General features: G+C 61.8%; 16 protein-coding genes and 1 tRNA gene. 12 read left to right on the top strand and 5 right to left on the bottom strand.

Features of this window, described 5'->3' with window-relative positions; all coding sequences use genetic code 11:
* Positions 1-47: 47 nt before the first annotated feature.
* Both CIW50_RS26030 and glmS read right to left on the bottom strand, forming a co-directional pair.
* A complete protein-coding gene (locus tag CIW50_RS26030) occupies positions 48-818 on the bottom strand; it encodes a DUF502 domain-containing protein (protein ID WP_149534065.1) in 771 nt (256 codons plus the stop codon).
* A 152-nt stretch (positions 819-970) separates the two neighbouring features.
* On the bottom strand, positions 971-2,797 hold the full coding sequence (gene glmS, locus CIW50_RS26025) for a glutamine--fructose-6-phosphate transaminase (isomerizing) (RefSeq protein ID WP_149534064.1): 1,827 nt from the start codon (positions 2,795-2,797) through the stop codon (positions 971-973).
* 266 nt (positions 2,798-3,063) lie between these two features.
* On the opposite strand from glmS, the gene CIW50_RS29235 reads away from it, so the two are divergent.
* Entirely contained in the window at positions 3,064-3,210 is a 147-nt protein-coding gene (locus CIW50_RS29235) for a hypothetical protein (protein ID WP_172980471.1), read from the top strand.
* 22 nt (positions 3,211-3,232) lie between these two features.
* Here the strand turns inward: CIW50_RS29235 and glmU are convergent, their stop codons facing one another.
* Positions 3,233-4,585, bottom strand: coding sequence for a bifunctional UDP-N-acetylglucosamine diphosphorylase/glucosamine-1-phosphate N-acetyltransferase GlmU (glmU, locus tag CIW50_RS26020; RefSeq protein WP_149534063.1), 1,353 nt, complete (start codon positions 4,583-4,585; stop codon positions 3,233-3,235).
* 173 nt (positions 4,586-4,758) lie between these two features.
* Between glmU and CIW50_RS26015 the strand changes: the two genes are divergently transcribed.
* Together CIW50_RS26015 and CIW50_RS26010 are read left to right on the top strand one after the other, a co-directional pair.
* The gene (locus CIW50_RS26015; protein ID WP_149534062.1) at positions 4,759-6,015 is read left to right on the top strand and encodes a hypothetical protein; all 1,257 of its coding nucleotides are present in this window, start codon (positions 4,759-4,761) and stop codon (positions 6,013-6,015) included.
* Between the two features lie 122 nt (positions 6,016-6,137).
* A complete protein-coding gene (locus CIW50_RS26010) occupies positions 6,138-6,518 on the top strand; it encodes a hypothetical protein (RefSeq protein WP_068730752.1) in 381 nt (126 codons plus the stop codon).
* Here CIW50_RS26010 and CIW50_RS26005 read toward each other — a convergent pair.
* Entirely contained in the window at positions 6,478-8,145 is a 1,668-nt protein-coding gene (locus CIW50_RS26005; protein WP_149534061.1) for a glycoside hydrolase family 17 protein, read from the bottom strand. The two genes, CIW50_RS26010 and CIW50_RS26005, sit on opposite strands and share 41 nt — an antisense overlap.
* Before the next feature lie 201 nt (positions 8,146-8,346).
* On the opposite strand from CIW50_RS26005, the gene CIW50_RS26000 reads away from it, so the two are divergent.
* The 8 genes from CIW50_RS26000 to CIW50_RS25965 all read left to right on the top strand — a co-directional run bounded on the left by CIW50_RS26000 (position 8,347) and on the right by CIW50_RS25965 (position 16,452).
* Positions 8,347-8,925, top strand: coding sequence for a beta-1-3, beta-1-6-glucan biosynthesis protein (locus CIW50_RS26000; protein ID WP_149534060.1), 579 nt, complete (start codon positions 8,347-8,349; stop codon positions 8,923-8,925).
* A gap of 199 nt (positions 8,926-9,124) precedes the next feature.
* Positions 9,125-11,794, top strand: a complete 2,670-nt coding sequence (locus CIW50_RS25995; RefSeq protein WP_149534059.1) for a glycosyltransferase — start codon at positions 9,125-9,127, stop codon at positions 11,792-11,794.
* A gap of 191 nt (positions 11,795-11,985) precedes the next feature.
* Positions 11,986-12,060, top strand: a tRNA-Lys gene (locus tag CIW50_RS25990).
* Positions 12,061-12,133: 73 nt separating this feature from the next.
* Positions 12,134-12,721: a formyltransferase family protein gene (locus CIW50_RS25985; RefSeq protein WP_149534058.1), complete on the top strand. Its 588-nt coding sequence runs from the start codon at positions 12,134-12,136 to the stop codon at positions 12,719-12,721.
* Between the two features lie 189 nt (positions 12,722-12,910).
* Positions 12,911-13,273, top strand: coding sequence for a hypothetical protein (locus CIW50_RS25980; protein WP_149534057.1), 363 nt, complete (start codon positions 12,911-12,913; stop codon positions 13,271-13,273).
* A gap of 21 nt (positions 13,274-13,294) precedes the next feature.
* Positions 13,295-13,792: a hypothetical protein gene (locus CIW50_RS25975; RefSeq protein WP_149534056.1), complete on the top strand. Its 498-nt coding sequence runs from the start codon at positions 13,295-13,297 to the stop codon at positions 13,790-13,792.
* Between the two features lie 221 nt (positions 13,793-14,013).
* A complete protein-coding gene (locus tag CIW50_RS25970; protein WP_149534055.1) occupies positions 14,014-14,892 on the top strand; it encodes a DMT family transporter in 879 nt (292 codons plus the stop codon).
* Positions 14,893-15,021: 129 nt separating this feature from the next.
* Complete coding sequence (locus tag CIW50_RS25965; RefSeq protein WP_149534054.1) at positions 15,022-16,452, top strand: caspase family protein; 1,431 nt, start codon at positions 15,022-15,024, stop codon at positions 16,450-16,452.
* A gap of 34 nt (positions 16,453-16,486) precedes the next feature.
* On the opposite strand, the gene CIW50_RS25960 is transcribed toward CIW50_RS25965, so the two are convergent.
* On the bottom strand, positions 16,487-16,726 hold the full coding sequence (locus CIW50_RS25960) for a BrnA antitoxin family protein (RefSeq protein ID WP_149534053.1): 240 nt from the start codon (positions 16,724-16,726) through the stop codon (positions 16,487-16,489).
* A 347-nt stretch (positions 16,727-17,073) separates the two neighbouring features.
* Here CIW50_RS25960 and CIW50_RS25955 point away from each other — a divergent pair, with 347 nt between their 5' ends.
* Entirely contained in the window at positions 17,074-17,292 is a 219-nt protein-coding gene (locus CIW50_RS25955; RefSeq protein WP_149534052.1) for a helix-hairpin-helix domain-containing protein, read from the top strand.
* The last annotated feature ends 665 nt before the right edge of the window (positions 17,293-17,957 follow it).

The raw sequence follows: 17,957 nt of genomic DNA, 5'->3' as shown, positions 1-17,957 counted from the left end.
ATGGATTTCGCGCAGACGCTCACCCTATTCTACAAAGCCGTGGCGCCTCAATCTACCTTCGCCGGCTGCTTTGCTGGCGGCGTATTCGCGATGCCCGCCGCCGTTGCCATCTGCGCCAAAGCCGCGATCTTCTTCTGCGGATCGGAGCCCGGTTGGACGACGCCGGCCGACATGATCAGGGTCGCAGCATCTTCAGCCGACATATCAATATCGATGATCTTGCTCTTCGGCACATAGAAGAAAAAGCCCGTGGTCGGGTTCGGCGCGCAAGGCAGGAACACCGAGATATGCTCCTCCTGTCCCGGCAGGCTGTTGGCAACCTCGATGCTCGGCGGCTGCGAGATCAGCACGATGGACCACATGCCGGGCGACGGAAACTCGACGAGACCGACCTTGCGGAAGCTCGATCCCGACCCCGAGAACAGTGTCTCGAACACCTGCTTCAAGCCGCGATAGATCGCGCGCACCACCGGCATGCGGCCGAGCAGCCTCTCGCCGAGATCGACCAGGGAGCGGCCGATCAGGTTGGCGGTGAGGAAACCCAGCAAGGTCAGCGCGACGAAGGCCACGATCAGGCCGGAGCCCGGAATGCCGTAAGGCAGATACTGTTCGGGCCGATAAGCCTCCGGCACCAGCGGCCGTACGATGGCATCGACCCAGGTGACGAACCACCAGGTCAGGTAAAAGGTAATCGCGACCGGACCGGCGACGATCAGGCCGGTGAGGAAATAGTTGCGGATCCGGGCCATGAAGCCGCGCGGCGCCTCGGGCGGCGGGTCGCCAGCGGGCGGGCTCAGCGGCAAATCGGGGCGTTCCATCAGCGTTTCAAGTCCATCTGGCGCGGCGCGCAAAACCGCGCCGTCAATCCTTATGGGTATCCTAGCAGGATTTCGCCAGTGCGGGGGAAGCCACTTGTGCAGCGCCAGACGGCCAAACCGGCCACCTGCGACAATCTTGCTGCCTCGCCAGCCTATTCCACCGTGACCGACTTCGCCAGATTACGCGGCTGGTCGACGTCGGTCCCCATCACGACGGCCGTGTGATAGGCGAGCAACTGCACCGGGATCGCATAGACCAGCGGTGTGAAGGCTGAGTCCATGTCCGGCATCACGATGGTCACCATGGAGTCCACGGTGGCCTCCTCGGCGCCCTTGGCGTCGGTCATTAGAATGATGTTACCGCCGCGCGCCGCGACCTCCTGCATGTTCGACACGGTCTTGTCGAACACCCGGTCATAAGGCGCGATGACGACCACCGGTATGGTCTCGTCGATCAGCGCGATCGGACCGTGCTTGAGTTCGCCGGCGGCATAACCCTCGGCGTGGATGTAGGAGATTTCCTTCAGCTTCAGCGCGCCCTCCAGCGCCAACGGATAGCTGGTGCCGCGGCCGAGATAGAGCACATCCTTCGACTTGGCGATGTCGCGCGCCAGCTTCTCGATCGCAGCTTCATGCGTCAGCGCATCGGCCATCAGACGGGGAACTTTGACGAGAGCCTGTACCAACTTGGCTTCGTCGGCGTCGGAAAGCTCGCCGCGTGCCTTGCCGGCCGCGAGCGCCAGCGTGGCCAGCGCCATCAACTGGCAGGTGAAAGCCTTGGTCGAAGCGACGCCGATTTCCGGGCCGGCCAGTGTTGGCATCACGGTCTCGCTCTCGCGGGCGATGGTCGAGGTCGTGACGTTGACGACAGCGAGCGTGTGCATGCCCTGCTGTTTGGCATAACGCAGCGCCGCCAGCGTGTCGGCGGTCTCGCCCGATTGCGAAATGAAGATCGCCAGATCGCCCTTGCGCACAGGCGCTTCCCGGTAGCGGAATTCGGATGCGACATCGATTTCGACCGGCACACGGGCAAAGCGCTCGAACCAGTATTTGGCGATGAAGCCTGCGTAACTCGCGGTACCGCAAGCCGTGATCGAAATGCGCTGGACGTCCTTGAAGTCGAACGGCAGCTTCATGGGGAGCGCAACGCGCTCGCTGGCCATATCGACATAGCGCGCCAGCGTGTGACCGACGACTTCCGGCTGCTCGTGAATTTCCTTGGCCATGAAGTGGCGATAGTTGGCCTTGTCGACCATGAAGGCCGACGCACCGGACTTCAGCACGTCGCGTTTCACGATGTTGCCGGATTCATCGTGGATCTCGCAGCCTTTACGGGTCAGCACCACCCAGTCGCCGTCTTCGAGATAGCTGATGTCGTCAGTGAAAGGCGCCAGCGCAATGGCATCGGAGCCAAGATACATCTCGCCGTCACCATACCCCACCGCGAGCGGCGAGCCTTTGCGCGCGCCGATCATCAGGTTGTCGTGATCCTTGAACAGGAAGGCCAGTGCGAACGCGCCCTTCAGACGCGGCAGAGACTGCTTCACGGCATCGATCGGCGATGCGCCCTTCTGCAGATAAGAGCTGACGAGGTGTGCGACGATTTCGGTGTCGGTCTCGCTGACGAATTTGGCTCCGCCCTTTTCGAGCTCGATGCGCAATTCGCGGAAATTCTCGATGATGCCGTTATGCACGACCGCGACGCCTTCGGCGGCATGCGGATGCGCATTGGCTTCGGTCGGCTTGCCATGCGTCGCCCAGCGCGTATGGCCAATGCCGATGTGGCCCGCCAGCGGCGACTTGCCGAGCTTGGCTTCGAGATTCTTCAGCTTCCCCTCGGCGCGGCGGCGATCGATATGTGCGCCTTCCAGCGTGGCGACGCCCGCGGAATCGTAACCGCGATATTCGAGGCGCTTCAGCGAGTCCACGATCTGGTCAGCAACCGGACCGCGTCCCAAAATTCCGACGATGCCGCACATGCGGGGTTATCTCTCCAAGTGGTATCAAATTGCCCAGAAATACTGGAACTCTCTTAGCGAGAATCGCAAATCGACTGTTACTCAATAATTATTGCCGATTGAGACAAGTTACCGCGGTTATACGGGCATTTTGCCCGAAGCGTTTAACAAACCATCAACGTGTTTGCGGAAGCATCTACGCTTGACTGGAGATCACGTCCATGTGGGAGGAGCGAGACCCAAGAGCACCTCGATCGATGGCCGGATCACGGCTGCGACATATCGATATGTCACAGAGCAAACTGGCGCATTGGCCGCCGCCGCAGCGTGACATCGCAGTGAAGCCGCATGTCGCCGAGCCCGATACGCCGGAGAAAATTGCCGCCAAGCGTCCGATCCGCCGCGGTTGGCACCTGAAGACGCCAGTGACCTGACGTCATCGCGAACACCGCGCGCTCACTTCGGCTTCTTGTTCGCCGCGTTCTTGTCGCGGAAGCGCTTGCCCCACCCTTCCTTCGTCGACACTTCGTTGCGCTCTACCGCAAGCGCATCGTCCGGCACGTCGCGGGTGATCACTGAGCCCGAACCGATGTAAGCGCCGGTGCCGATCTTCACCGGTGCGACCAGCGACGAATTCGACCCGACAAAGGCGCCAGCGCCGATGATTGTCTTGTGCTTGTTGAAACCATCGTAATTGCAGGTGATGGTGCCGGCACCGATATTGGCGCCGGCACCGATATGGGTGTCGCCGACATAGGTCAGGTGATTGACCTTCACGCCCGCTTCCAGAATGGCCGCCTTGGCCTCAACGAAATTGCCGATCCGCGCGCCCTCGCCGACCGACGTTCCCGGGCGAATACGTGCGTAAGGACCGATCGAGGCCTTCTTGCCGATAGCCGCCTGCACGATGTGCGAGAAGGCGTGAATGACAGCGCCGTCGGCGATGCTTACGCCGGGCCCGATTACGACATACTGCTCGATCGTGACGTCGTTGCCGAACGTCGTATCGGCCGCAAGATGCACGGTCTCCGGCGCGACGATGGTCACGCCCGCGTCGAGCGCGGCCTTGCGTAGCCTTGCCTGCATGATCGCTTCGGCTTCCGCGAGCTGCGCCTTGGTGTTGATACCACGAACTTCGTCCTCACCAGTCTCGATCACACTCGCCCGCAAACCCATGCTGCGCACGATCTCGACGGCATCGGTGAGATAGTACTCGCCCTTGCTGTTGGATGTGCCGATCTGCTCGATGATTGCGAGCGCGGTCTTGCCGGCGAATGCCATCACCCCGGCATTACAGAGATCGACCGCACGTTCGGCCGCTGTAGCATCGGCATGTTCCCGGATAGCGACGAGTTGATCACCTTCGACCAGAAGTCGGCCATAACCGGTCGGATCGGCCGCACGAAAACCGAGCACGGTCAGTGCAGCACCGGCCTTCAAGGGCGCACGCAAACGCTCGAACGTCTCGGCTGAAATCAACGGGGTGTCGCCGAAGGCGATCAGCAGATCGTCCGCGCCCTTTGCAATCGCGTCCTTTGCCGCCAGTACCGCATGGGCGGTGCCGAGACGCTCGTGCTGAATGAATGTTGCGGCATCGGGCCGCACCCGCCTGGCTTCGTCCGCCACGTCCTGACGATCGGGACCGACAACGACGGCCAGTGCAGAACCTGCGCCATGAGGCGCCGCCGCGAGGACATGGCCCAGCAGCGACTGGCTGGCGACCTGATGCAGCACTTTCGGCGTCGAGGACCGCATCCGCGTTCCCTCGCCGGCCGCGAGCACGATGGTGAGGCTGGTTCTGCCCGTCATCCGAATCCCCGTTGTGACGGCGCCCATGCGCCGCGGCCGTCATAAAGCGTTTTAGCGAAATGTGGAAACCCGGTTTAGCGCGCCGTGTGGCCCGACAACCTCGGGTTCCCCGCTGGTTTCCTGATAATGTTGAACTGTGATTCGCAGGGGCGATGGGGCGACGCAGACGTCGAATGGCGGATAAGCAAGACAAGTGGGCCGATACTCTCTCAGCCGAGCATGGCGGTTGGCTGACGGGATTTCTGGCTGAGGAAGACAAGATCGACCGCCGCATGATGTGGCGTCTGGGCTCCTGGGGTGTTGCCGCGGTGGGCGCGATCGTCGTCGCCACTCTGGCCAGCCAATCGCAAGTCCACTTGCGCCGCGATCAGGTCGCCACGTCCGAGACCTTCGCGCGGCAGACCCAGCAGATCCAGCTCGTCGCCAAGGAAACCCAGGTCGAGGCCCGCCGCCTGACGCTGGCCATTGAGACGCTCAACAGTGATCGCGACCGGCTCTATGCGCGCGTCACCTCGGTCGAACAGGGACTGGATTCAGTCACCGGATCGATCAAGCGTCAGACCGTTCCGACAACGACACCGACAGCCGCCACAACGACGCCGGCGCCGGCGCCACAGCTACCTGCCACCGCATCCGTCGTTGCCCCGCCGGCAACCACCGAGCCAAAGCCGGCGGCAGAGCTTCCCGGCATTCCGTCAACGCCGGTCATCGGTCCCGTGGCCGTCATCACGCCGCCCACCGAAACGACACCCGCCAAACAGACGCAAGCAGCGGCTTCATCGACAATCAATCCACCAGCCTCTGCGCCGCTCGTTGCGTGGAAATCGATAACGGCCCCGCCCGATCCCGCGGCTGCCAAATTGAGCGAACCGGCGCCTGCCGTTGAACCTTCTCCGGCGCCCCCCGAAATCACTGCATCAGTTCAACCTGTTACTGTGGCCGCGCCAGCACCTGCAGCTATCGAGGCCGTGGCAACGCCGGTCGCCCGCACGGAGTTCGGCGTTGATATCGGCGGCGCCAATTCGGTGGATGGCCTGCGCGCGATCTGGCGCGGCATGTCCAAATCTCGCGCGCTGAACGGACTGCGCCCGATCATGATGGTGAAGGAACGCCCAACCGGACTCGGTATGCAACTGCGCCTCGTTGCCGGCCCGCTCACTGATGCGGCAGCCGCCGCGAAGATCTGCGCCGCCCTGACCGAGAGCAACCGCCCTTGCGAGACGTCGGTCTTCGATGGTCAGCGCCTTGCTGCGAAGGCCGAGATGGCGCCCCCGGAAGCTGCGCCTGCACCAACCAGAGCGGCGCCACGCAGGCGCGCCGCGCCCAAGCCACAGGAACGCACCGAACAAGCGCCGCCGCCCAAGCCCGTTGAAGAAGTTGCGCCGCCCAAGCCGCAATCGTCGCTGACCTCGTTCCTGGGTCTGCGTTAGGGACCAAAAGATCATATTTTCAATCTCTTGGCGCGCGCGGCTAAAGTGTTATCTAGGTCCAATCTCTCACCGCGACCGCATGCCGGGTTGTTCCGCACCGCGTTTTGAACCATGGTTTCCGCATGAAAAAAGATCCGTTCAAGCTCACCGCCCGTCAGGTGCAATGGCTTCTCATCGTCGGCTTCCTGTCCGTCGGCTACGCCATCTATCTGCGTTATCTAGCCATCGAATTGTCGACGACGGCACTCGCCTGCGACGCCGGCCTGCAGAGCACTCTGTGCAAGAGCCGGCTGGTGATGACCTATCTGTTCAAGAATTCGGTGTTCGGCATCGCCGCGATCGTCATCGCGACGCTGAACCTGCTGCGGCCATCGATCGTGCTGATCACCGTCGCACTGATCGCAGCCGGTTTCGGGATCGTGCTCTACAATGTCGCCCTGTCGGGCATCGCGATCGGCCTGCTTATTCTGGGCTTTGCACGGCCCGCGCCCGCCACAGCGTGATGCCGAACAGCAGATAGATCGCGCAGGTCCACAGCGACTGCCAGTTATCCGGCCCTTCATTGAAGCCGACATAAAGAGCCGAGAGCACGAGCAGTCCCGCGAATACCGACTCGGCGATCGGCCGTACGCCTTCCTGCGGACGGTTGACGGCCATCAGTCCCGCAAACGGGACAACCGCCATCGTCAGCGCTGCAAACGGAAAGTCGCGGTAACGCGGATCGAACACGAAACCGAGCGCGGTCTCGGCACCGACCAGCGCCGTCACGGCCAGTGTCAGCCCGAGCAGGACGGTCGAGACCGAACGAGCCAGGAACCGGTTTGGTCCGACGAGTTCGAGGAAGGTCGGCAGCGAACGGCCGGACATCGTCGCATAGGCGCACAGCAGTGGCGACGCGACACCGGCGGCCAGCAGCGCACTCCACTGGATCCAGCGACCGACGCCATAGCTTTCATAGATCAGTTTGTCTGCGGCAACGCCCAGCAGGATGCCGGCCACGGTGGCCGATACGGCAACGGTCAGCCAGGCCGACAGACGCGGCGACCATGGCCGTCGACGGAGCGTCAACATGCCGGTCACGAAGACAAGAAAGCTCAGGCCCATACCGAGCCCCATCTGCAGCTTCCACGACGGATAATTGGTAATCGGAACGCCCGGGGGATACTTCAATTCGCGCGGCTGATCGTAGATCAGACCCCAATAGCCACCGACGGTGCCTTCCAGATCGCGCTTCCACGGCTGATCATAGGCTTCGATCAGATTGACACGGAAATCCTCGCGCTTCGCCAGATCGAGGATCTCCGATACTACCCGCGCTTGATTGGTCCGCGACGGCAGCGCGCCATCACGCATCCGTCCGGCGCTTGGCCAGCCGGTTTCGCCGATCAGGATCTCCTTGTTCGGGAACGCCACGGCGACACGCTTGCGGATCGAATCCACATGGGCGGCGGCGCTCTTCGCACGAATCGGGAAGTCTTCCCAATATGGCAGGATGTGAATCGTGACGAAGTCGACCGCGTCATAGAGTTCGCGATTCTTCAGCCAGAATTCCCAGACATCGGCATAGGTCACCGGGATCCTGCCGACCTGCGCCTTCACCGACCGGATGTTGCCAACGAGATCGGCGGCTGTCATTTCGCCGCGCAACAACACCTCGTTGCCGACGACCACGGAACTGATCACATTCGGAAAGCGCTTGGTGAGATCGACGACGCCGGCGATCTGTGCCAGGTTCTTCAGCCGGTTGCTGCCAAGCCAGACGCCCTGAATGACCTTCAGCCCGACCTTGCCGGCCAGTTCGGGCACCTGATCGAGGCCATTGTCGATGGAGTAGGTCCGCACGCATTTGGTGATCTGCGCCAACTGCGCCATGTCCTGGGCGATCTGGCCCGCGGGAATGACGGCGGTCGAGTTCAGCGGCGTCTGCTCGCCGCGGAACGGCGCATAGGAGACGCATTCCAGTTTGGCAGCGGGATCGATCGGCGCGCGCACCAGCGTGACCGGCGTGGCCAGCCACCACCAAACCGCTGCGATCGTACCAAGGGAAAGGATGAGAAGCGCCAGCGGCGTGCGGGTGGAAATTGGTTCCGTCCTCCAAAGACGTCCGTCGATTAGCCCGTCACCGCCGATCTGCCAAGTGCGGCATGCCGGGTATCACGGACTTGTCGGACTGACAGCCATGAAAATCAGACAAACTTCCGGCGTTGCTTGCAAAAATTCAAAATGTCCGTCATGGGATTCAGCCGTGGTCGCCGCCGTATTGGGGACCCAATTGAACGGCATCTGACGAGGGCGTCGGAACGGCCTGGCAGCCAACTTATCGGGGACTTTATGCGTCGACTGGTGTTCGGGTTCCAATCTGCTGTTATGCGTTGTCTCGCAGTCCCAGGACTTGCCCTGCTGCTTTGCGCAGGTGCCGCCATCGCCCAGAGTGGCCCGGTTCGCGCGCAGGATCAGAAACCTGCGGCAAATGCGCCCGTGACGCCTGCTGACGTCGCACGGGAGAGCCAGAAGAAGTCCGACGAGTTCGTCGAGGCAACTCAGGCGATCAATGGTCCGGCCGGCAATCCTGAATGCGTCTGGCTCGGCCGCCGTGTCGTGGTGCTGATGTGGCGCGACGATCTCGACACCGCGTTCCGTCACCTCGATCTCTACGACCGATTCGGCTGTCCCGGCGGTCATGTGCAGGCGACATTCCGCTGCCTGGTCAAATTCGGCCCGCTGATCGATCCGAAAATTGCGGACAGCCTCAATAGCCGCGTCCATGGCTGCTGGATCAATCCGAATGCGCAGCCGCAGCCCGCTGCGCTGAGCCAGCCGGCAACGCCTGCGCCTGCCAGTGGCAGCCCAGCAGCGCCTGCCGCCGCGCCGCAGCCTGACGCCAAGCCGCCTGCAGAAGCGCCGAAGTAATCCGGTGCGCCCTGTTCAGGCGGCATTCAGCCGCCTGCCCCTAATCGTGTTTGAATATGCTGCCGCCCTCAAAACGCCACGGCAGCGGTCGAGTTGTTAATTCATGTGGCGGATATAATCTCCGCTACCATCGCACTGGTCGGACCTCGGGGACGGGTCCGCTTCCCGGCCACGCTCGCCCCGTTATGGTTCAGTTGCGATGCGCGCTGTCGTCGCCGTCTTGTTCTTTGTCACTGCTGTTCACGCCGGACTGTGGGGCATTCTGCGCGAAAAGCAGGACGCTCCCGATTTCAAGGGCATGATTCCCAGCCTCTCTTATGCGCCGTTCGAGGGCACAGCCCATCCCGACGTCGACAATATTCCGACCGTCGAGAAGATTCGCGCCGACCTCAAGAAACTGTCGACGATCACGCGTGCGATACGTCTCTATTCGTCGACCGGCGGCGTCGAAATGGTGCCCGCCATCGCCAACGAATTCGGCCTCAAAGTCACCGTCGGCGCATGGATCGACAAGAACGCCGACCGCAACGAGCGCGAGATCGCCTCGGCCGTCGACCTCGCAAAAAAGAATCCGAACGTCATTGGCATCGTGGTCGGTAACGAAACGCTGTATCGCGATGAACTCAAGATCGATGATCTCGTCGAATATATCCGCCGGGTGAAGCGTCAGGTGAGCGTTCCCGTCACGACCGGCGAAATCTGGAACATCTGGCGCGACAATCCGCAACTCGCCTCGTCAGTGGACTTCATCGCCGCCCACATCCTGCCTTATTGGGAAAACTTCACCGACACCCAGGCTGTCGACCAGGCCGTGCATCTCTATGGTGTTCTGCGTGAGACCTTTCCCGGCAAGCGTATCGTGATCGCCGAATTCGGCTGGCCGAGCGAGGGCTACAATCTGCGCAATGCCATTCCTGGCCCATTCAAGCAGGCCGTGGTGCTGCGCAATTTCGTGACCCGCGCCGAAGCGATCGGTATGGACTACAATATCGTCGAAGCCATCGATCAGCCCTGGAAATTCTTCGAAGGTGGCGTCGGTCCCTATTGGGGCGTTCTCAACGCATCGCGCGAGCCGAAATTCCCGTGGACCGGTCCGGTCGTGAACCCCGAGCACTGGAAGAACGCCGGCATAGCGCTTCTGGTTGGCATCCTGCTGTCGTTGCCAATCCTGCAGATCGTTGGCGCCACAGCGATCCAGGCTCTCGTGCTCTCGACCGCAGCCAATGCTGTTGGCGCCTGGGCTGCCACAATTTTTGCCTATCAGCAGACCCACTATTTCGTCTGGGGATCGGCCTTCGCCCTTACTCTCGGCTGCATCCTGCTGATCCCGCTGATCTTGATCGCCCTAGCGCGCATCGAGGAGATTGCGGCCATCGCCTTCGGCCAGAAACCATTGCGGCTGCTAACCGCAGAGCGCAGTGCGACGTTGCGCGCGGCTGCGGACGCCGAGCGGAAATACCCGAAGGTGTCGATCCACATCCCGGCCTATCGTGAACAGCCGGACATGCTGAAGCTGACGTTGGACGCGGTCGCCCGGCTTGATTACCCGAATTTCGAATGCGTGGTGATCATTAACAACACGCCGGATCCAGCCTATTGGCAGCCGATCCAGGATCATTGCCGCACGCTCGGCGAACGCTTCATCTTCATCAATGCGGAGAAGGTCGAGGGCTTCAAGGCCGGCGCCCTGCGCATCGCCATGGACCGCACCGCGGCCGATGCCGAAGTGATCGGTATCATCGACGCCGATTATGTGGTCGAACCGAACTGGCTCAAGGATCTCGTGCCTGCGTTCAACGACCCGCGCGTCGGCCTCGTGCAAGCGCCGCAGGATCATCGCGACGGCGACCGTTCGCTGATGCACTATATCATGAATGGCGAATATGCCGGGTTCTTCGACATTGGCATGGTCCAGCGCAACGAGACCAACTCCATCATCGTTCACGGCACCATGTGTCTCATTCGTCGTTCGGCGATGGACATGGCCGGCGGCTGGGCCGGCGACACGATCTGCGAGGACAGCGATCTCGGCCTCGCCATCATGCAGCATGGCTGGCTGACGCATTACACCAAGGAACGCTACGGCTACGGCGTGCTGCCGGACACCTATGAGGCGTTCAAGAAGCAGCGCCATCGCTGGGCCTATGGCGGCTTCCAGATCATCAAGAAGCACTGGCGTCGCTTCCTGCCCGGTGCGAGCCGGATGACGCAGGACCAGAAGCGCGAATTCGGCATAGGCTGGTTGAACTGGCTCGGCGCCGAAAGCCTCGGCGTCGTAGTGGCAATCCTGAACATCATCTGGGTGCCGATCATCGCCTTCGCGGATATCGCCATCCCCGACAAGATCCTGACACTGCCGATCATCGCCTCCTTCGTGATCTCGCTGGCGCATTTCATCGTCTTGTACCGGCTGCGCGTAAAGATCGGCCTGTGGCAGATGCTGGGCGCCATGATCACGGCTATGTCCGTGCAGTGGACAGTGTCGCGCGCCGTTGCTGACGGCCTGATCAAGGATCATTTGCCGTTCACCGTGACGTCGAAGGGCGGCAAGTCGAGCATGTCGATCGAATTCCAGGCGTTCTGGGAAGCGGTGATCGGTGTGCTGCTGCTGATCAGCTGCGGTGTGCTGGTGTTCTCGAACAACTCCAAGCAGGTCACCGAGATCTACATCTTCGCCGGCGTCCTGGTGCTGCAGAGCCTGCCGTTCCTTTCGGCGGTGATGATCGCCATTCTGGAGAATTCGCGCGCCAATGACTTCCAGTGGTGGCGCAACACCACGGTGCGCACGGCGGAGCTGATTGGCCTTCGCCCGGTGGCGATGCCGCCGATCGACATGTCCCGTTCCGAGGCCCAGCGCGAAGCGAGCTGAACCGCATCTATAGGGCGCGGTTCATGTCCATAACATCGGGCCCTGCCCTTGACCCCGGCGGACCCGCCTTTTACACAGCCGGTCACGTGATACGCTGCATTGCGGGCGCCATCGCGACCGTGGCTGACCGGCCTCACCGCGCCCCGCAAGGCTCGGTTTATTCCGTTTAGCTTCGTCAATACGGCACTTTAGGGCGGGTAGCTCAGTGGTAGAGCATTCGACTTTTAATCGACTGGTCATGGGTTCGACCCCCATCCCGCCCACCATCACCGCAGCGAACCACGCCGGAGCTTCCGGTTTTCGCGACATCTTCAGCCTCTGAACACCGGACAATCGAATATGCGGATTACCCTCGTCGGCTCCAAACACTTCGGCGTCACGACACTCGATATGCTGAAGACCCACGACGTCGAGATCGTGTCCGTGGTGGTTGCAGATGCCGAGGACCGTCTCGCCGCAGCCGCCAAGGCTGTCGGCATTCCGGTGACCGTGCAGGCCAATCCAAAGCTGGTCGTGGCCTCCGAGATCGCTGAAGGCACCGATCTGATCGTCACCGCCCACAGCCACGCCCGCATCGGCAAGGACGCACTCGCCGTCGCCAAGCTCGGCGGCGTCGGCTATCACCCGTCGCTGCTGCCCCGTCACCGCGGCATCGCCGCCGTTGAGTGGACCATTAAGGAAGGTGACCCTATCGCCGGCGGCACCATCTATCACCTCGCTGACGTCATGGACGGTGGCGCCATCGCTGCGCAGGAATGGTGCTTCGTGAAAAAGGGCGAAACCGCCCGCGAACTCTGGGAACGCGCGCTGGCTCCGCTCGGCCTCAAGCTGCTCGGCGAAGTCGTGGATCACGCGATTGTCCATAAAACCTTGCCTGCGACCTTCCAGGACGAACAGTTCGCCACCAAGGCACCCAAACTGGCCTAACGCCCCGAAAACTAATCGAAACCGGCCTGGAACCCGCCAAAATCAACCAAACCTGTCGATAAATGGAACCAATTCACCCATGGCGGGTTGCATCCCGTGAGTTGTTTCGGGCCAATGCGGCAACGCAGCAAATTTTGGACACATTACCCCTCAATAAGGTGCCCATCACAACATCGAGGATTTGATTCAATGCGTTTTGACCGCATCCGTTCCGCCTTGTCCGCTTCGCTGATTGCCAGTGCGGCATTGATTTCTGCAGCTCCATCTTTTGCAGCCGATAACGCCTATGACGGGCTCTGGAATGTGACCATCGTTACCAAGACCGGCAGCTGCGAGCCGACGGCTCGCTATCCGTTGACCGTCACTGAAGGCCGCATCACCGCGCCCGGCGCCGACGTCAATGGCAAGGTTGGCCGAGAAGGCACCGTCCGCGTGTCGATCGGACCTGCTTTCGCCAACGGCCAGCTGTCCGGCAACACCGGGTCGGGCAAGTGGAACGGCGCTTCGGGCGGCGTCCCCTGCAGCGGTCGGTGGGAAGCTTCGCGTCAGTAATCCCCAACCAGGAATGCTCCAATGATGCCTACCTCGATCTCTCCGCGCTCGCTCGTTCGGACCGCAGTCCTCTGCGCGGCACTGGGTCTGACGTCCGCGGCAGCCTATGCCCAGTCGGCGCCGTTTTCCGGTATGGCCGGTGTGTGGTCGGGCAATGGTACGATTTCGCTCGAGGACGGCTCCAAGGAGCGCATTCGTTGCAAGGCGACTTATGCCGTGAGCGGCGACGGCACGGGACTGAACCAGGCCCTGCTCTGCGCCAGCGACAGCTACAAGTTCGAACTGAAGAGCGACGTGAAATCCCGGGGCGGTGAGCTGTCGGGTAGCTGGGCCGAAACAACCCGTGGCGTCACAGGTTCACTCGAGGGCCGGGCAAGCGCTGGCAAATTCAATGTTGACGTTTCCTCGCCAGCCTTCAGCGCAAAGCTGATCCTGACGACGACCGGCAATAAGCAGCAGGTCTCGATCACCTCCGGCGGCCAGTTCAGGGGCGCCAACATTTCGCTCAACCGCAGCTGATCTTCAAACGCTGACTCTTTCGAGCCCCGGTTGTTTCAAACAGCCGGGGCTTTGTTTTGCCGGTATGCCCTCTGCCCAAGAGCGTCCGGCACGCCTCGCCGCAACGCAGCCCCACCGGATTCGTCCGTTGCAAAGCCACGTGATGTCGCCGATACAGCCTGCCCGTAAGGCTGACACCGCTGTGTGACTCATCGCAGCGCAAGAAACTGGTTCTCAGGGATATGGATCGCCCCCCGTCGAAGGCCCGCGCCGCGCTGTGGATGTCCGGCTGGCTGCTTCTGATGCTGTTTGTCGCTATCGGCGGTCGCGAAACACTGCGCGAACTGAATGTCTTTCAGGTGATGGAGATCCGATCCGTCTTCGGCTTCGTCATGCTGTTGCCGATCCTGTATTTCAATGGCGGCTTTCGCGCCATGAGGACCACGCGGCCGCTGGCTCATGTGTCGCGCAACCTTGTGCATTACGGCTCGCAGCTCGGCTGGTTCTACGCACTCACGCTCATTCCCCTGAGCCAGCTCGTCTCGATCGAGTTCACCATGCCGATCTGGATCGCGATCATGGCCGCATTCTTTCTCGGCGAGCGCATGACGCTCTGGAAGATCGTCGCCATCGTGCTCGGCCTGATCGGCGTGATCGTCATCGTTCGCCCGACCACGGGCGTCGTCAATCCGGGCCAGCTGATCGCGCTGGCCGCTGCGTTCGGTTTCGGCATATCGATCACATTGATCAAGTCACTGACGCGGACGGACAGCGCGCTGAAGATCATCTTCTGGATGATCGTGGTGCAGTCGGTAGCAGGCGTTTTCCCTGCCCTCTATGCCTGGCAATGGCCGTCGGCCTATGTCTGGGGCTGGCTCGTCGTGGTCGCCTTCTGCGGCACCTTCTCGCACTTCTGCATGGCGCGCGCGATGCTCTATGCCGATGCGACGGTGGTGGTACCAATGGACTTCCTGCGGGTGCCGCTCAGTGCCACCATCGGATGGTTACTATATTCTGAACAGCTCGACATGTTCACGCTGCTCGGCGCAGCTCTCATTCTCGCCGGGAACACGCTGAACCTGCTCAGTACCGATCGACCGCCGGTACGTGCGGCAGCCTGACACACCGGGTTCCATTTTTCGATTTTATTCTCCCAGTGCGTGTCTCGACATTTTGGCGCGCGCCAGCAATTGGTATTTTTCCCGCCATGCCGATGGTCGAATGACCGGATTCGTGGGGGAGATCGTATCGTGCGCCACTTCACTTTTGCTCTGTCTGCACTATCCATCCTGTTTGGCGCGGATGCAGCGCTCGCCGACAAGCGCGTCGCTTTCGTCGTCGGTAATGGCAGCTACAAGAATGTCGACCCGCTGCCGAACCCGCCGATCGACGCAAAGGCCATGGCCAGCGCGCTGCGTAATGTCGGCTTCGAAGTCATCGAGGGATCGAACCTGACGCGCGACAGCATGACGGAAAAGCTGCTCGACTTCGGCCGCAAGGCGCAAGGCGCCGATGTCGCCGTGTTCTTCTATGCCGGTCACGGCATCGCGGTGAACAACATCAACTATCTGCTGCCGGTCGATGCCAACCTGAAATCCGAAATGGACGTCAAGCTCGGCGCTGCGATCAATGTCGAGACCACGCTCGACCAGACCATGGGCGACGCCAAGGTGAAGCTCGTCTTTCTTGATGCCTGCCGCGACAATCCGTTCGCGGCAAAGATCCGCTCCAGCGGATCCGCCACGCGCAGCGTCGCGGTGTCGTCCGGCCTCGCCGAGATGAAGTCGGGCGAAGGCACATTGATCGCATTCGCGACCAGCCCCGGCCAGACCGCGCTGGACGGCAAGAGCGGCGGCAACAGCCCGTTCACCCGCGCGCTGCTCAACAACATCACCACGCCCGGCGCAGAGATCCAGCAGGCCATGACCAAGGTCCGCGCGCAGGTGCAGGAGGAAACCAACAAGGGCCAGCTGCCGTGGGGCCACACCAACCTGATCGGTGCGGTCTACCTCAATCCGGACGTGCAGGCGCAGGTCGCCGTTGCCGCGGCCAGCCCCACCGCCACCATGCCCGCGGCCGCCACCGCCGGCTCCGATGTCGAGCTTGAGTTCTGGCGCTCGATCAAGGACTCGAACCGGCCGGAGGAACTCAACGCCTACATCTCCATGTACCCGAATGGCCAGTTCAAGCCGCTAGCCCTCGCCCGTATCGCCGCGCTGCAGGAAGCCGCGACGGCGCCGCGTAACGCCGCTCCCGGCATCGACAAAGCGGTCTTCACGGATGAAGCGACGCAGCTGACCGAAGACAAGATCGGTCTCGACAAGGGCCGCCGCCGCGACGTGCAGCGCCGCCTCAACGGCCTCGGTTTCGACAACAAGGCGACTGGCGCATTCGATCCCGCGACCCGCGTGGTGATCCAGCGCTGGCAGGCCGCACGCGGCTATCCGACGTCCGGCTATCTCAACAAGGTGCAGCATGCTGCCTTGCTCACCGAGGTCGTGACGCTGAAAGATGAGCCAGAGGCGAAGCCGCAGCCGGTACGTCGTCAGGTGCAACAGCAGCCGATGGAGAGTGCTCCGGTGCGCCAGAGCCGCAGCGCGCCCGCTCCTGCTCCTGCAATCGATCCAGCCGGTCCCGGCCGGTTCATCGGCGGCGTCGTCGGTGGCTTCCTCAACCGCTAGGCCACGCCCCCCGGCCGGCAAACTGCGCGGTGGGCTATTTGCCCGCCGCCTTGCGCAACGCGTCGTTCATGCGGTCCTGCCAGCCCGGACCGCCTTCCTGGAAATATTCCAGTACATCCTGATCGATCCGCAGCGACACCAGTTCGCGCACACCGGGAACGGCGGCCTTGGCGACCGGCGCCTCCACCGGCTTGGTAGTTGTCTTCTTGAATGCCGCCTCCGCCTCGGTGCGGGCATCCTGGAGCGTGCGCGGGCGTCGCGGGGGCTGTGCCATCTCGGTCAGATTCCTTCCAACATTGCCTTTGAGAGATAGCGCCCACTGAGCGACTGCACAATGCTTCCACGGTGTCGCCGAAGATGCGTCTGCACCAAGGCGCAGCGTAACGGCGCGTGTCAGGACCCTAGCGCCAGCGTCGGCAATATCAGCAAATCTTACGAATGTCGTTCATCGTACAGACGCACTCATCGTAGCATGCGCGGCATCGCACAAAGGCGACCGCACTGCGACGCAAACATGCTGTGAAGTAAAAAACTTCAAAGCAACGCATTTGTGTTGCGACACGGTCAAACAAATCAGATTAGGATCGTGCCATGTCCGATGAGATGACGAAGGAGGTCACGATGTCAGCAGCAGCTGAAGTCCGTACGACCAAAACGTCCCATCCCGCACCGCGTGGCAGCGATCTTCCCACCTGTCCGGTTTGTGCGGATTCGATGATTGCTGCGGAGGCATCGGCCTTTCTCACTGACGATGTCGTCAGCTATCTCTGGACCTGCGACACCTGCGGCTATGGCTTCGTGACCAAGCACGCCTTTCGCCGTATCGCCTGCAACTGTTGAGGCCTGACTAGTGCGTCCATCCTGCGCATTTCTGTGTCCATAAATCCGCGCCCCAGTGTCCATTGACGTTCTTGCCAGTCAGAAGCTGCCAAACGGATGCTGGTGAAGTGCGGTCGCGTCAGACGCCGTGATGATCGGCCCTTGCTCTCGGCCGTATCTTTGAGAGATCCCGGTCGTTTCATGCCTGATCGGTAGAACGACGGCTTCCAATGCGCCAGCGTTGTCGATCGCGGCGTAGCCGGCGGCAGCAAACTCACCCTCGTTGATGGCTCACCTAGAGATCGACCACGCCGCCCCTTTCGGCCTTTGCGGCAGCAGGGAAGCTTGATGGAGCGTGGCAACGGTGCTCCACGGTCATGCCCCGCCCCGGCGAAGTCCGGACCATTACAAGTGAATCATGTCGTACGATTGCAAGTCTCTGTTGTTGTGACCGCCATGGATCACGATTTGCCGTCGAGAGCAGATGTAAACCTGCCGAAGTTTCGGCTCCCACTGGCGTAAGGGGGGCGAACTCCCGGCTCGCTGGCAGGGCGCTTAATGTCATTCGGCCTGCAATATTGACCCCGTAAGCCGGGGGATCGGCGTCCAAAATTGACCCCCTACCATTGGCCTGTTGCGCTGCCTGCTTCGTAACAGAGCAGGTGGTCGGAGATGCTGATCGTGGA

This window comes from Tardiphaga sp. P9-11 (assembly GCF_008329525.1).
Lineage (GTDB): Bacteria > Pseudomonadota > Alphaproteobacteria > Rhizobiales > Xanthobacteraceae > Tardiphaga.
The sequence above is the reverse complement of the archived record's forward strand: the minus strand, read 5'-3'. Positions and strand labels throughout refer to the sequence as shown.